Annotated in this window: 18 protein-coding genes; 6 read left to right on the forward strand and 12 right to left on the reverse strand. The window is 67.6% G+C overall.

Translation table 11 applies throughout. The annotated features are described in order from the left end of the window. The first annotated feature begins 13 nt into the window (after positions 1 to 13). Positions 14 to 595 carry an acyloxyacyl hydrolase gene (locus IB225_RS07290; protein ID WP_192310510.1) on the forward strand — a complete coding sequence of 194 codons (582 nt, stop codon included), beginning with the start codon at positions 14 to 16 and terminating at the stop codon, positions 593 to 595. Between the two features lie 169 nt (positions 596 to 764). On the opposite strand, the gene IB225_RS07295 is transcribed toward IB225_RS07290, so the two are convergent. Both IB225_RS07295 and IB225_RS07300 read right to left on the reverse strand, forming a co-directional pair. Then, the gene (locus IB225_RS07295; RefSeq protein WP_192310511.1) at positions 765 to 1,316 is read right to left on the reverse strand and encodes a lipocalin family protein; all 552 of its coding nucleotides are present in this window, start codon (positions 1,314 to 1,316) and stop codon (positions 765 to 767) included. 114 nt (positions 1,317 to 1,430) lie between these two features. Then, the gene (locus IB225_RS07300; protein WP_192310512.1) at positions 1,431 to 1,784 is read right to left on the reverse strand and encodes a BON domain-containing protein; all 354 of its coding nucleotides are present in this window, start codon (positions 1,782 to 1,784) and stop codon (positions 1,431 to 1,433) included. A gap of 169 nt (positions 1,785 to 1,953) precedes the next feature. Here IB225_RS07300 and IB225_RS07305 point away from each other — a divergent pair, with 169 nt between their 5' ends. Then, on the forward strand, positions 1,954 to 2,994 hold the full coding sequence (locus IB225_RS07305) for an oxidoreductase (RefSeq protein WP_192310513.1): 1,041 nt from the start codon (positions 1,954 to 1,956) through the stop codon (positions 2,992 to 2,994). Between the two features lie 162 nt (positions 2,995 to 3,156). On the opposite strand, the gene IB225_RS07310 is transcribed toward IB225_RS07305, so the two are convergent. Beyond that, positions 3,157 to 3,753 (reverse strand): HAD-IB family hydrolase, encoded by a 597-nt coding sequence (locus IB225_RS07310; RefSeq protein ID WP_225583317.1) that lies wholly within the window; start codon positions 3,751 to 3,753, stop codon positions 3,157 to 3,159. Further along, complete coding sequence (gene soxR, locus IB225_RS07315) at positions 3,750 to 4,211, reverse strand: redox-sensitive transcriptional activator SoxR (RefSeq protein ID WP_192310514.1); 462 nt, start codon at positions 4,209 to 4,211, stop codon at positions 3,750 to 3,752. Before soxR ends, IB225_RS07310 begins: the two co-directional genes overlap by 4 nt. 66 nt (positions 4,212 to 4,277) lie before the next feature. Here soxR and IB225_RS07320 point away from each other — a divergent pair, with 66 nt between their 5' ends. Then, positions 4,278 to 4,850, forward strand: coding sequence for an NAD(P)H-dependent oxidoreductase (locus IB225_RS07320; RefSeq protein WP_192310515.1), 573 nt, complete (start codon positions 4,278 to 4,280; stop codon positions 4,848 to 4,850). Between the two features lie 50 nt (positions 4,851 to 4,900). Continuing rightward, the gene (locus tag IB225_RS07325) at positions 4,901 to 6,748 is read left to right on the forward strand and encodes an ABC transporter ATP-binding protein (protein ID WP_192310516.1); all 1,848 of its coding nucleotides are present in this window, start codon (positions 4,901 to 4,903) and stop codon (positions 6,746 to 6,748) included. A 100-nt stretch (positions 6,749 to 6,848) separates the two neighbouring features. On the opposite strand, the gene IB225_RS07330 is transcribed toward IB225_RS07325, so the two are convergent. The 7 genes from IB225_RS07330 to IB225_RS07360 form a co-directional block, all read right to left on the reverse strand. After that, positions 6,849 to 7,286 carry a hypothetical protein gene (locus IB225_RS07330; protein ID WP_192310517.1) on the reverse strand — a complete coding sequence of 146 codons (438 nt, stop codon included), beginning with the start codon at positions 7,284 to 7,286 and terminating at the stop codon, positions 6,849 to 6,851. Positions 7,287 to 7,354: 68 nt separating this feature from the next. After that, positions 7,355 to 8,665, reverse strand: a complete 1,311-nt coding sequence (locus IB225_RS07335) for a sorbosone dehydrogenase family protein (RefSeq protein ID WP_192310518.1) — start codon at positions 8,663 to 8,665, stop codon at positions 7,355 to 7,357. Between the two features lie 73 nt (positions 8,666 to 8,738). Continuing rightward, positions 8,739 to 8,933: a CPXCG motif-containing cysteine-rich protein gene (locus IB225_RS07340; RefSeq protein ID WP_192310519.1), complete on the reverse strand. Its 195-nt coding sequence runs from the start codon at positions 8,931 to 8,933 to the stop codon at positions 8,739 to 8,741. Further along, positions 8,933 to 9,220: a DUF3247 family protein gene (locus IB225_RS07345; protein WP_192310520.1), complete on the reverse strand. Its 288-nt coding sequence runs from the start codon at positions 9,218 to 9,220 to the stop codon at positions 8,933 to 8,935. Before IB225_RS07345 ends, IB225_RS07340 begins: the two co-directional genes overlap by 1 nt. A gap of 64 nt (positions 9,221 to 9,284) precedes the next feature. After that, a complete protein-coding gene (locus IB225_RS07350) occupies positions 9,285 to 9,962 on the reverse strand; it encodes a type 1 glutamine amidotransferase domain-containing protein (protein WP_192310521.1) in 678 nt (225 codons plus the stop codon). 58 nt (positions 9,963 to 10,020) lie between these two features. Then, a complete protein-coding gene (gene gnd, locus IB225_RS07355) occupies positions 10,021 to 10,929 on the reverse strand; it encodes a phosphogluconate dehydrogenase (NAD(+)-dependent, decarboxylating) (RefSeq protein WP_192310522.1) in 909 nt (302 codons plus the stop codon). Positions 10,930 to 11,028: 99 nt separating this feature from the next. Next, entirely contained in the window at positions 11,029 to 11,727 is a 699-nt protein-coding gene (locus tag IB225_RS07360; RefSeq protein ID WP_192310523.1) for an alpha/beta hydrolase, read from the reverse strand. A 119-nt stretch (positions 11,728 to 11,846) separates the two neighbouring features. Here IB225_RS07360 and IB225_RS07365 point away from each other — a divergent pair, with 119 nt between their 5' ends. Continuing rightward, positions 11,847 to 12,737: a TIGR01777 family oxidoreductase gene (locus IB225_RS07365; protein WP_192310524.1), complete on the forward strand. Its 891-nt coding sequence runs from the start codon at positions 11,847 to 11,849 to the stop codon at positions 12,735 to 12,737. 71 nt (positions 12,738 to 12,808) lie between these two features. Continuing rightward, the gene (locus IB225_RS07370; protein ID WP_192310525.1) at positions 12,809 to 13,282 is read left to right on the forward strand and encodes a GNAT family N-acetyltransferase; all 474 of its coding nucleotides are present in this window, start codon (positions 12,809 to 12,811) and stop codon (positions 13,280 to 13,282) included. A gap of 28 nt (positions 13,283 to 13,310) precedes the next feature. On the opposite strand, the gene IB225_RS07375 is transcribed toward IB225_RS07370, so the two are convergent. Further along, positions 13,311 to 14,213 carry a prolyl oligopeptidase family serine peptidase gene (locus tag IB225_RS07375; RefSeq protein WP_192310526.1) on the reverse strand — a complete coding sequence of 301 codons (903 nt, stop codon included), beginning with the start codon at positions 14,211 to 14,213 and terminating at the stop codon, positions 13,311 to 13,313. Positions 14,214 to 14,238: the final 25 nt, after the last annotated feature.

The raw sequence follows: 14,238 nt of genomic DNA on the forward strand, positions 1-14,238 counted from the left end.
TCGAGTGTCATCCGTGCCCGCTGCATATCCTCTTCCCCCGCTCACCTCCTCCCTGTCCTTCCTGCCCTCGCGCGTCGCCTCACGGCTGGCGCTCGGCGCCTTGCTGGCGATCGCCAGCGTGCAGGCCCTCGCCGCGGAACCACGCACCGCCTGGTACGTCCAGGGCGGCGCGGCCGAAGACGCCGAATCGCTGACGGTCGGCGTCAGCCGTGATTGGCGCTGGGAAAAGCAGTACCGCTACGGGCATGTCAGCGGACAGTGGCAGGGCGAAGTCGGTCGCTGGCACAGCGACAGCGAGAACAGCACCCAGCTGGGCGTGACGCCGGCCCTGCGCTGGCGCCCGAACGGCTGGAGCGACGGCTGGTTCGTCGAGGGCGGCATCGGTGTCAACGTGATCTTCCCGAAGTACAACACGCACTCGAAGGAATTCAGCACCACCTTCAACTTCGGCGACCACATCGCCGTGGGCAAGCGCTTCGGCAGCGACGACCAGCATGAGTGGTCATTGCGCTTCCAGCACTTCTCCAACGCCCGCATCAAGCGCCCGAACCCGGGCGAGAACTTCCTGCAGTTCCGTTATACGCATCGGCTGTAAGTCGCCCCTGCAAGAGGGGGTTTCGAATTGGGGTGTGGGAGCGACGTAAGTCGCGATCGGGGCGGATCGGTGCCAGTGCTGCATGGCAGGCGAGACCATCGCGACTTACGTCGCTCCCACACCCAACATTCCACACCTGTGGCTTCCCACGCCTGTCAGCGGGCGCGGTTCACCGCAGCGGCGCCGCCATGATCAACGGCTCCAGGTCGTAACCCATCGCTTCGGCCTTCGCCTTCAGCTGCTCGAACAGCGCACGATCCATCGTGGGCTCGCGCGACAGGATCCACAGGTATTCTCGGTCCGGCTCGCCGACCATCGCCCACTGGTACTCCGGATCCAGTGCGATCACCCAGTAGTCGGCCCACACCATCGGCACCCACGACAGCCAGTCGGGTGCGAACCGCACCTCCAGCCTTCCCGGATGACCTTCGACGGTGCGCGCGGTGCCGCTGGACTGGTCCATGCTGCCGTCCTTCGTGCGGCACGCGTTGAGCACGCCGATCTTGCCGGGCCCGTCGAGCGAATAGCGCGCGGTGATGTCGCCCACGCACTGGCGCTGGAAGAACATCGGCAGGTGCGCGATCTCGTGCCACTGGCCGGCGTAGCGCGAGATGTCGAGCTGCGGCACCGAGGTGACCGGTTCGGCCGCTTGCGCAGCGAACACGCTGGCACCCAGGCACAGCGCAAGCGCCACTCTGGAAGAGAAGGATCGGCGTGTCATCGGTTCACTCCTTTACGGCGATGGACAGGACGCAGTCCCTACGGCGCAGAAAGAGAAGCGGATGCATCCTGCGTTGGGATGCACCCGCTTCGTGCCACACCTCGGGATGAGGATTTACTTCGAGGCGAGGGTCAGGCCACCGGCCTCGACCGACTTCACGCCCTTGATCTGCTTGGCGACGGCGACCGCCTTGTCCTTCTGCGACTGGTTGGCAACCGCGCCCGTCAGCGTCACCACCCCATCGACCGTCTCGACCTTGATGTCGAGGCCGGACACGTTCTCGGTGGCCAGCAGGTCGGCCTTCACCTTGGTGGTGATCCAGGTATCGGTCACCGGCTGGTTCGAATCATTCTGCGCGTTCTCTTCCGGCTCGTTCGGCGGATTGGCCGCCATGACGTGCGAAGCGGAGAACAGCAGCGCCGTCGACAGGGCGGCGGCAAGCAACGAACGGGTCTTCAAGGTTTTCATGATCTTTCTCCTGGTCGTGTTGCGTGCCGAGTGTCGGCGCCGATGCAGAAAACACGCGTGAAATCATGCCGGCGGTTAAGCTTGGCGTTGCACGGGGTTCATGCACGTGCACACGAAGTCAACGCGCGCATTCCGGTACGATGACCGTCCGCATGAGGATGCACCGCGCATGGACACACCGCTCAACGTCGCACTGGTCGGCTACGGTTTCGTCGGCAAGGTTTTCCATGCACCCCTGATCCAGGCCACACCCGGCCTGCGGCTGCACACGGTCGTGTCGCGCGATGCCGCCAAGGTGCACGCCGACTGGCCCGATACCGCGGTGACGCCGGATGCGCACGCGGCGTTTGCCGATCCGGCCGTGGACCTGGTCGTGATTGCCTCACCCAACGACTCGCATGCGCCGCTGGCGATCGCCGCCCTGAACCAGGGCAAGCACGTGGTGGTCGACAAGCCGTTCACGCTGACACTGCAGGAAGCGCAGGACGTGATCGCCGCATCAGAACGGGTGGGCCGTCTCGTCAGCGTCTTCCAGAACCGGCGCTGGGATGCCGACTTCCTTACCGTGCAGCGATTGATCGAAGAAGGCGCCCTTGGGCGCGTAGCGGAATTCCACTCGCACTTCGACCGCTTCCGTCGCGTCGTGCAGGACCGCTGGCGCGAGCGCGGCGAACCCGGCGGCGGCCTCTGGTACGACCTCGGCCCGCACCTGCTGGACCAGGCCGTGCACCTGTTCGGCCTGCCGCAGGCGATCAACGCCGACATCGCGCGGTTGCGCGACGGCGCACAGGCACCGGACTATTTCGACGTGACCCTGCGCTATCCGGGACACCGCGCGATCCTGCATGCCTCCGCACTCGTCGCCGGCAATGGACTGCGCTTCGCCGTGCACGGCACCCGTGGCAGCTACCTCAAGCATGGGCTGGACGCCCAGGAAGACCAGCTGCGCGCCGGCATGGTGCCCGGTACGCCAGGATGGGGGGTCGATCCGCGTTCCGGCGAATTGGTGCAGGAGCGCGATGGCCGGCTCGTGACGGAGGTCGCCCGTGCCGAGCACGGCGACTATCGGGCGTACTACGCCGGCATGCGCGACGCGATCCTGCACGGTGGCCCGGTACCGGTGACACCGCAGAAGGCACTGGAGGTCATGCGGTTGATCGAGCTGGGAGCGCGCAGCAGCGAGGAACGCCGCGAGATCGCGCTGGGCTGAGGAGGTCAGCGTCAGGAGTGCCTTGATGTACGGGTGTGGGAGCGACGTAAGTCGCGATGGACGATCGCGGTAGCCTAAGGCCCACCTTTCGACAGATCTTCCTAGCATCGATCAGAAAGCATCGCGACTTACGTCGCTCCCACACCGATTACCCCATCGGCCTCACGCCACCGCTTCCCCGCGATACGTCCGGTAGTGCGCCATCGCCAGCATGGCGAGGTCCTCGTGCGTATCGCCATAGGCATGCACGGCGCTATACGCCTGCGGGTCGCACAGGGCGCGTACGCGGCGCACCTTCTCCTCGCCCACGCATTGCGCACCCGCATACCCGCGGATGCGACCACCACGCTCGGCGAGCACCGAGCACAACAGTTCGACACCCTGCATCGCGCACCAGGGGGCCAGGTAGACGTCCAGACCACCGGAGACGACCACGACCCGGTCGCCACGATCACGATGCCATTGCAGGCGCGCCATCGCCTCAGGCCGCAGTACGCCCGGCAACACGTCACGCGCGAACGCCTCACCCTGCATGCGCAGGCGCGCCGCGTCCACGCCGCGCAGTCCGACCTGCACGATGCTCGCCCGCGTCGGATTGCCCGCTATCCAGCCACGCCGGTAACCGAACACCACCGGCGCCAGCAGCACACCGCCGAACAGCAACCTCGGCCGCGCCACCGCATAACGCATGAAGTCCGGAAACGTCTCGCGTGTGGTCAGCGTGCCGTCGAAATCGAACAGGGCCAGATCCACCGTCATGCCTCTTCCAGCAGGCGCGCACCCGGACCGTCCTCGCCCAGTTCGTCCCACGGGTTGCGCAGCGGGCAGACCTTCAGCGACAGGCAGCCGCAGCCGATGCAGCCTTCCATCTGGTCGCGCAGCCGGGTCAGGCTGGCGATGCGCGCATCGAGCGCGTCGCGCCAGCGCGCGGAGAGCTTCTTCCAGTCCGCCGCCGTGGGCGTGCGGTTCTCGGGCAGCGACGACAGCGCGGCCTGGATTTCCGCCAGCGGAATGCCAGTGCGCTGCGCCACCTTGATCACCGCCACGCGGCGCAGGACCTCGCGCGGATAGCGACGCTGGTTGCCCGCGTTGCGCCAGCTGTGGATCAGGCCCTTGGCCTCGTAGAAGTGCAGCGTGGACACCGCCACGCCGGCGCGTGCCGCCACCTGGCCGACGGTGAGCTCTGTCTCGATACGGGGATGCGGTGTTCCGGGCATGGCGGGTTGACCTCAAGATTGCTTGAGGTTCTACCCTGCACTCCTGTTCTCCCGCAAGTGCGACCGATGTCCGATCCCCTGCACCTGGCGCTGCTGTACGGCAGCACACGCGAAGGCCGCTTCTGCAGCACCGTGGCCGACTGGCTGCGGACGCAGTTGGACCGGCGCAACGACTACACGATCGATGCGATCGATCCGGCCCTGCTCGACCTGCCCCATCGCCACGGCGCGGTGCCCAGTGCCGACCTGGTGAATCTGCAACAACGCATCTGGCGTGCCGACGCCTTCGTGGTGGTGGTGCCGGAGTACAATCACGGCTATCCCGCCGCGCTGAAGTTCGTGATCGATTCGGTCCAGGCCCACTGGCAGGCCAAACCGGTCGCGTTCGTCGCCTACGGGGGCCACAGCGGCGGTGTCCGCGCAGCCGAACAGCTGCGCCAGGTGTTCTCCGGCCTGCATGCCGTGCCGATCCGCGATGGCGTGTACTTCAGCCAGGCCTGGGACCGTTTCGATGCCGCCGGCAGACCGCACGCTGCCGACGCCAGCGAGCGGGCCGCGCGACGCATGCTGGACCAACTCGCCTGGTACGGGCACGCGCTGCGGCAGGCGCGCGCCGCCTGGCCCTATCCCGCCGGTTGAAGCCGGCAGATCTTGACGCGCGGCGCGACCGCGCCACGATGGACCGACCGATGTTCCGATTCTTCGAAACCCGCATCAATCCGTACCCCAAGGGCGAGCCGACCACGCCGCCGCGGAAACTGCTGCCGTTCCTGCTGCACTACTCGCGGCCGCTGCTGCCGTGGCTGATCGTGATGTCGGTGCTGACCGGCGTGATCTCCGCGCTAGAAATCGCCTTCTTCGACTACATGGGCCAGCTGGTCGACTGGATGGGCAGCACGGGCCGCGACAGCTTCCTGCAGGTGCACGGCGAGCGCCTGCTGTGGATGGGCGTGCTGGTGGTGGTGGCCTACCCGCTGCTGGTCCTGGTGCAGTCGCTGGTCATCCACCAGACCATCTTCGGCAACTACCCGATGATCGCCCGCTGGCTGTCGCACCGCTACCTGCTGCGGCAGAGCGTGGGCTTCTTCCAGGACGAGTTCGCCGGCCGCATCTCGCAGAAGGTCATGCAGACCGCACTGTCGATCCGCGAGACGGTGATGAAGCTGATGGACGTGTTCGTCTACGTCGTCGTCTACTTCGTCGGCACCGTCGTGCTGGTCGCACAGGCCGACGTGTGGCTGGTGTTGCCGCTCGTGGTCTGGCTGGTCAGCTACCTGTTGCTGGTGTTCCACTTCGTGCCGCGCCTGCAGAAGGTGTCGATGGCGCAGTCCGACGCGCGCGCGCAGATGACGGGCCGCATCGTCGACAGCTACACCAACATCCAGACCATCAAGCTGTTCGCCCACACCATGCGCGAGCAGGACTACGCGCGCGGCGCCATGGACGAATTCATGGTCACGGTGCACGCGCAGATGCGCCTGGTCACCCAGCTGACCGTGGCGCTACACACGCTCAATGCCTTCCTGCTGGCCAGCGTGGCCGGCGTTGCGATCTGGGCGTGGCTGCAGTCGTCCATCTCAATGGGCGCGATCGCGGTCGCCATCGCACTGGTGATGCGCATCCGCTCGATGTCCGACTGGATCCTGTGGGAAGTCGCCGGTCTGTTCGAAAACATCGGCACCGTCGAGGACGGCATGGGCACGCTGGCGCAGCCGCTGGCCATTGCCGATGCGAAGGACGCGAAAGACCTGACCGTTACCCAGGGCGAGATCCGCTTCGACCACGTCCAGTTCCACTACGGGCGCGAGGCGAAGGTGATCGACGACCTGTCGCTGACCATCAGGCCGGGCGAGAAGGTCGGCATCGTCGGTCGCTCCGGCGCGGGCAAGTCGACGCTGGTCAACCTGCTGCTGCGCTTCTACGACGTGGAGGGTGGTCGCATCCTGATCGACGACCAGGAGGTCTCGCACGTGACCCAGGAATCGCTGCGCCGGAACATCGGCATGGTCACCCAGGACACCTCGCTGCTGCACCGCTCGATCCGCGACAACATCCGCTACGGCCGTCCCGATGCGACCGAAGCGGAACTGCTGGAAGCCTCGCAGCGCGCACATGCCGATGAATTCATCCAGGGCCTGACGGACGCCAAGGGTCGCAGCGGCTACGACACACAGGTGGGCGAGCGCGGCGTGAAACTGTCCGGCGGCCAGCGCCAGCGCGTGGCCATCGCGCGCGTGCTGCTGAAGGACGCGCCGATCCTGGTGCTGGACGAAGCCACGTCGGCGCTGGACTCGGAAGTCGAAGCCGCCATCCAGGAGCAGTTGTACGCATTGATGGAAGGCAAGACCGTCATCGCCATCGCGCACCGCCTGTCCACCATCGCCGTGCTCGACCGCTTGATCGTGATGGACGGCGGCCGCGTGATCGAAAGCGGCAGCCATGAGGAACTGCTGCAACAGGACGGCCTGTACGCCGCCCTGTGGCGTCGGCAGTCCGGCGGCTTCATCGGCGTGGATCTGGAAGACGCCGAGGCTTGAAGTCCTTCTCCCCGTACAACGGGGGAGAGGGCTTCCTTCCAGGGTAGAAACAAAAAAGCCGCCGGTGTCCCGGCGGCTTTTCTTTACGCTTGAGCGCAGCTTAGGACAGCCAGCCGCGCGCCTTCGCCTTGTTGGCATGCCACAGCAGGAACAGTGCGATCACCACCAGCACCGCCGGCATCACCAGTCCGGCCGGCCCGTAGGCCGTCCACGCAGGCGTGACGGTGAACGCAGCGATCACCTGGATCAAAAGCGCCACCAGCGACAGCGCGAACATCGTCGCCGCCCAGCGCTTCTTCGCCAGCAGGCCGATGCTGCCCAGCACGCCCGCGAACACCGCCGCCGCGAACGCGATGTTGAGCCAGCCCGGCGTGCCCTCGTACACCTGTCGCTGCGCCTCCGGCAGCATCGCCAGTTGCTCGGGCGTCATGCTGATCTGCAGATACCACATCGCCACGCCGATCATGTTCCAGATCAACGCGAACACCGCGATGATCCAGTAACCCACCGAAAGCTTCCCACCTGTCGTGCTCGTCATCGCTTCCCTCCCCAGGGTCGGTTGTCGGAACGGGAGGGAGCATAGCGCCGCCCTGTGCGATACGGACGTTACGGTCCGCCGGCCGGCGCCACCCGCCAGATGACGTTGCCCACGTCGTCGACCAACAGGACGCCGTTGCGCGCATCCACCGCCACGCCGACCGGGCGTCCGCGCGCATTGCCCTCGCGATCCAGGAAGCCAGTCAGCACGTCGACCGGCGCACCCTGTGGTCGCCCGTCGACGAAACGCACGAACACCAGCTTGTAGCCGGCGGGTTCGCGCCGGTTCCAGGAGCCATGTTCGCCGATGAATGCGCCGCCCTGCAGGGCCGCCGGCCAGCCCGCGCCATCATGGAAGGCCAGCCCCAGGGCTGCGACGTGCGCACCCAGCGCATAGTCCGGTGCGATGGCGGAGGCGACGAGATCCGGCCTTGGCGGCTCGACGCGCGTGTCCACATGCTGGCCGTAGTAGCTGTACGGCCAGCCGTAAAACGCACCTTCGCGCACCGACGTCAGGTAGTCCGGCACCAGCGCATCGCCGAGTTCGTCGCGCTCGTTGACCACGGTCCACAGCGCGCCGCTCTTCGGTTCCCACGCCAGTCCCACCGGATTGCGCAGGCCTCCCGCGAATACCCGCCGCTTGCCGGTCGCGAGCTCCACCTGCAGCACGGCCGCACGGTCGACCTCCATGTCCATCCCGTTCTCGCCGACATTGCTGTTGGATCCCACGCCGACATACAGATGCCGACCGTCGGCGCTGGCCAGCAGGCTCTTGGTCCAGTGGTGGTTCAGTGGTCCGCCCGGCAGATCGACCAGCTTCACCGGCACGTCGGTGCTGCGCGTCTGCCCGTCGCGGTACGGCACGCTGACGATGGCATCGGCATTGGCGATGTACAGACGGTCCTTCACCAGCGCCATGCCGAACGGCGACATCAGGTTCGTCAGGAAGACCTCGCGCACCTCCGCCACACCGTCTTGGTCGGCATCGCGCAGCAGGGTGATACGGTTGGCGCTGGGCGTGGCGGCGCCGGCCTTCTTCATCGTGCGCTTCATGAACCAGGTGCGCAGGCCTTTCTTCTCCGCGGGCTTGGGCGGCGCATTGGTCTCGGCGACCAGCACGTCACCGTTCGGAAGCACGTACAGCCAGCGCGGATGGTCCAGTCCGCGCGCGAACGCGGCGACCGAGAGCCCTGCGGCGGCAGCGGGCGCCATGCCTTCCGGCCAGCCGGTGGCAGGCGCCACGTTGACGGTGGGAATCCAGCGCTTCTGCGGCGCCGGCAACGTCGGTTGCGGGCCGGTTTCTGCAGGCGATTGGGCGTGCCCGGAACACGACAGACAGCCCACCAGCAGCAGCGGCAACAGGCAGCGGATCGGCGTCATCGCACGCACTCCGGAACGGGTGGCGCGAGCGTAGGCGTGCCGGTGCGAACGCTGCGTCAATCAACGGCGGCGATCAGGCCTCGTCCTGTCCCCAGGCCGCCACGTCCACCTCGCCGTCTTCGTCCACGCTGACGCGCACCTCGATCGGCTTGCAGCACACGTGGCAGTCCTCGACGTACTGCTGGTCACCGGCGGAGTCGTCCACCACCAGCGTGATGGTTTCGCCGCAGTAAGGGCAAGCGATGTCGGCGGTGGGCAGGTGCGACATCAGGCACTGCCCAGCGCGGTGACCGTGGCAATGCGGTCCAGCCACAGGTAATGCGCCACCTGCGGACGGCGGCGGTCGTCGATGCGGACGACGGCGTTGAAACCCTCGTGGCCGTCGGCGTCGCGGAATACCTGGACGCTGGGTCGTACCGCGACGGTGCCGGTGATGCTGCCGCCGTCGTTGAGGTCCAGCCGTACCACGGCTTCGTCCGGGAGCTGTCCGATCATCGCCTCGAGACGGGCGATGTCGGCCTGCTGCGTGTAGAGATGCGGGGGCGCCTCGGTCATGACCGACCTCCGTGCTTGCCTGGCGACCACGCTACCCGCACGCCGGTAACGATGCGTGAATACATCAGCGCAAGAGCCGCAGCACGTCCTCGGCCGCGTCGGCGGATGAGGCGGGATTCTGCCCGGTCACCAGGCGACCGTCGGTCACCACGTACGGCTGCCACAGCGGTCCCCGCTCGTAGCGTGCCCCGCTCTTCTTCAGTTCGTCTTCCAGCGAGAACGGCACCACGTCAGCCAGACCCACCGCGGCCTCTTCTTCGTTGGAGAAACCGGTGACGCGCTTGTCCTTCACCAGCGGTTCGCCGAGCGCACCGCGCGCATGGCGCAACACCGCCGGACCGTGGCAGACCGCGGCCAGTGGCCTGCCGGCGGAGAACGTCTGTTCGATCAGGCGAAGCGAGTCCTGGTCTTCGGCCAAGTCCCACAGCGGACCGTGTCCGCCGGGATAGAAGACGGCATCGAACTCGGCGTCCACCACGTCTTTCAGCCTCTGCGTGGATGCCAGCGCCGACAGCGCCTCGGCATCCTCGTTGAAGCGCACGGTCGCCGCTGTCTGCGCATCGGGCGCGTCGCTCTTGGGATCGAGTGGCGGTTGCCCGCCTTTCGGCGACGCCAGCACGATGTCCGCGCCGGCGTCCTTGAACACGTAGTACGGCGCAGCCAGTTCCTCCAGCCAGAATCCGGTCTTCTGACCGGTATCGCCGAGGCGGTCGTGCGAGGTCAGCACCATCAGGATCTTCATCGGCGGCTCCTCCCGTGGAAGCCGCCACCCTACCGGTCCGCGCGATAAGGCCGGGTGATCAGTCCTGCTTCTTGACCGCGTGACCGCCGAACTCGTTGCGCATCGCCGACAGCAGCTTGTCGGCGTAGGAATCGTGTTCGCGCGAACGCAGGCGTTCCAGCAGCGACATGGTGATCACTGGCGCCGACACGTCCAGGTCGATCGCCTCGGCCACCGTCCAGCGGCCCTCGCCGGAGTCGGAGACGAACGGCGCGATGCCGGCCATGTCCGGATTCTTCTGCAATGCATTGGCGGTCAGGTCCAGCAGCCACGAGCGCACCACGCTGCCGTGTCGCCAGATCTCGGCCAGCGCGCCGAGGTCGAAGTCCATCGCCTCCTTCTTCTTCAGGATCGCGAAGCCTTCGGCGAAGGCCTGCATCATTCCGTACTCGATGCCGTTGTGGATCATCTTGGCGAAGTGGCCGGCGCCGTTCGGTCCCACGTGGCCCCAGCCGGTCGACGGCGTCGGCGCCAGCGTGGCGAACACCGGCGTCAGCGTCTCCACAGCGTCTGCATCGCCGCCGATCATCAGGCTGTAGCCTTCGGCCAGGCCCCACACGCCGCCGCTGGTGCCGCAGTCCACGTAGCGGATGCCGGCGTCGCCGAGATCCTGCGCGCGCCGCTGGCTGTCCTTGTAGTTGGAATTGCCGCCGTCGATGACGATGTCGCCGGCGGTGAGCAGCGGACGCAGCTGCGCCAGCGTGTCGTCCACCACCTGCCCCGCCGGCACCATCAACCACACCACGCGCGGCGACGGCAGCGCGGACACGGCGTTCTGCAGGTTGGCGTGCGGGACGATGCCGCGGGCTTCGGCCTGCTGCCGCGCCGCTTCGCCCGGATCGTAGCCACGCACGACGTGGCCGCCGCGCACCAGTCGTTCGGCCATGTTGGCGCCCATGCGCCCCAGTCCGATCATCGCCAGTTCCATGTGTACTCCCGTGGGTTCAATCGAAGAAGAAAGTGGCCGCCATTGTCCGTCATCCCCCGCCCCGGCGCGTGCAGGCGCGTGCGCAGGCGCGGGATCGCGTCACGGCGCCGTCAGCCAGTCGCGCAGGACGGCCGCGGTTTCCTGCGGCACTTCCATCGGCGGCAGGTGGCCGCAGCGCGCGAACACGTGCAGCCGTGCGCCGGGGATGCGCTCATGCATCAACCGGGTTTCCTCCGGCAGCGTCATGCGGTCGTCCTCACCCACGCCCAGCAAGGTGGGCACGCGGATCGTGGGCAGCAGCGGCAGCGAATCCGGGCGGTCGATGATGGCCCGCTGCTGGCGCAGGAAGGCTGGAAGGCCGACGCGTTGCGCCATCGCCATGACCTCCTCGCCCACCGCGCTGTCCACGCGACTCTCGTGCACCAGTTGCGGCAACAGCTTGCGGGTGACGCCCGCGAAGCGACCGGCCTCGGCCATCGCCAGGCCGGCCTGCCGCACCAGCAGGCGCTTGGGCGGATCCAGCCGCGCACTGGTGTCCAGCAGCGCCAGCCGCGCCACCCGCTGCGGCGCCTGGCGCAGGATCTCGAACGCGACGTAGCCGCCCATCGACAGCCCCGCGAGGGCAAACACCGGCGGCGCAGACGCCAGAACGCGCGCGGCCATGCCGGCGACGCTGTCGTCGCGGGTCAGGTCGGCGTGGTGGATGTCGGCCACATCGGCGAGGGCCTCGGCAGGCTCGTGCCACAGGCGGTCGTCGCACAGCAGGCCGGGCAACAGGAGCAGGGGAAATGACGCCATCTGCGTAGTGTAGTGGCCGCAACCTCGGCTGACCGGCAGTCGGCGCCGACGGTCCGTTCCACGCCCGCAACGCGCGGACCGCCGTAAGCTCCACGATCCTCGCGCTCAGGAACCCCTGCATGCACGTCCTGCTCACCGGCGGCACCGGCTTCATCGGCCACGCACTCGGCCGCCATCTGCTGCAGGCCGGGCATACGCTGAGCGTGCTGACCCGCGATCCTGTCCGCGCCCGCACGCAGCTGCCGGTCGCCGCACGCGTGCTGGCCAGCCTGGACGAGGCGCGCGATGTGGAAGCCGTCGTGAACCTGGCTGGCGAACCGCTGATGGCCGGCCGCTGGAACACCGCGCGCAAGGCCGCGTTCCGTGCCTCGCGGCTGGGCACCACGCAGGCGCTGATCGCATGGATGGCGCGGCAGTCGGTGCGGCCGCGCGTGCTGGTGTCGGGCTCGGCGATCGGCTATTACGGCCCGCGCGACGACGAAGCGCTGGACGAATCGGCCGCCCCCGGCGACGACTTCGCCGCGCTGCTGTGCCGCGACTGGGAAACCGACGCGATGCAGGCCGAAGGCCTGGATGTACGCACCTGCCGCGTGCGCACCGGCATCGTGCTGGGCAACGACGGCGGCGCGCTGGCGAAGATGCTGCCGCCATTCCGGCTGGGACTGGGCGGCCCGATGGGCGACGGCCGTCAGTGGATGAGCTGGATCCACCGCGACGACCTGGTGCGGATGATCGCCTGGCTCTTGGACAGCGACCGCGCGGGCGGCGCCTACAACGGCACCGCGCCCACGCCGGTGACCAACCGCGACTTCGCCCGCACGCTCGGCAAGGTCCTGCGTCGTCCCGCCGTGTTGCCGACACCGGCGATCGTGCTGAAGGCCGGGTTCGGCGAAATGGCGCAGCTGCTGCTGACCGGCCAACGCGTGCTGCCGGCGCATGCGCTGGCGGAAGGGTTCGCGTTCCGCTTCCCCGTACTGGAAGACGCGCTTCGCGACCTGCTGCCCGGCTGACCGGCAACGTCGTCGACATCGCCCCATGCGCCGAACGTCATACTGGCGCCGTCTCCACCTCTTCGCCCTGCATGCCCTCGCCCACGCTACGTCCGTATCGTTCCGACGACGCGCCCCTGCTGACGGATCTGTATGCACGTTCGGTCCTGCACTACGGGCCACGCGCCTATAGCGAGGAACAGGTGGCAGCGTGGGCGGCGCTGGCGACCGTTGAACGGACAGCAGCACGTTGTGCCGACGGACGCCACGTGCTGGTCGCCCAGGATGCCGCTGGTGGTGTGCTGGGCTTCGGCGACCTGGAAGCGGACGGCCACCTGGATTTCCTCTACGTGGCGCCGGAAGCCGAAGGCCAGCACGTCGGTTCGCTGCTGTACGCCGCGCTGGAAGACCATGCACGCGGACTGGGGTTGTCGAGGATCTTCGTCGAGGCCAGCGAGCTGGCACGTCCGTTGTTCGAGCGGCGTGGCTTCCTCATCCTCGGCCGCAACGACCTGGATCTGGCGGGCGTGGCCATCCACAACTACCGGATGGAGAAATGGTGGTGACGCGGCGACTCAGGCCACCAGACGAAGCTCAGTCCAGCTGTCCGCCGGCGATGCCCTGCCCTGCACCGCGCAGGAACTCTGGCAGGTAGTCACGGCCGTCGGCACGCAGGCTATGGTCGGCGCCGGGGTATACGACCAGACCGATGTTCTTCTTGCCCGCCGCGTTCGCCGCACGCAGGACTTCGTGCCCGGATGCCACCGGCACGCTGAGGTCGCGCTCTCCCATGGCGATCAGCACCGGGATTTCTAGCGCCTGGTAGTCGATCAGCGGCACGTGGTCGAAGGTGTCGAACCAGTACCGGTACGGGTGGCCGAGCCATGTCCTGTCGGCGCTGTCGGGATGGCGTGCGATCTGCTTCCAGGCGGCCTCCACGACATCGGCCCCCATGAGCGAGGACAGGTTCTCGCGCATGCTCCATCCACCGTCGCCAATGACCACCAGATGGGTCACGTCGGTACGCGCCCGTGCCACGCGCGCCGCGAGTGCACCCCCTTCGGATCCGCCGACCAGCACGATCTTCTTCCAGCGCTGCGGCTGCTCCTCCAGCGTCTGCGAGATGAACGTCATGTAGTCGGCCATCCACTGACGCGGCGTGTTGTGCTGGTTGAACGCGGCCGAACACGTCGCGCCGCCACCGTCGCCGATCGCGCCCTTCTCTACGTGGCGCTTGTTGAGCGCCACATACCGCGCGTCGATGCCCAGCCCATCGGCCAGCGTGGGCAACCAGTACCGACCCAGGTCCGCGCAGCCGGAACCGCCGTACGTGAACACCAGGGTGTCCAGGGCGGACGCATCGCCACGCACGACCTCGTGGTAAGTCGTCTGACCGCCCTCGGGGAAACGGAACGTTCCCACGCTCGGCACCGACTGTGCCCACGCCACTGCGGGAGACAGGATCATCGCCAACACCACGCGCGCCATCAGGTTCATGCCGTGTCTCCATCCCTGGCTATCG

It is taken from the genome of Pseudoxanthomonas sp. PXM02, from assembly GCF_014851805.1.
In the GTDB taxonomy this organism is placed as follows: Bacteria; Pseudomonadota; Gammaproteobacteria; order Xanthomonadales; family Xanthomonadaceae; genus Pseudoxanthomonas_A.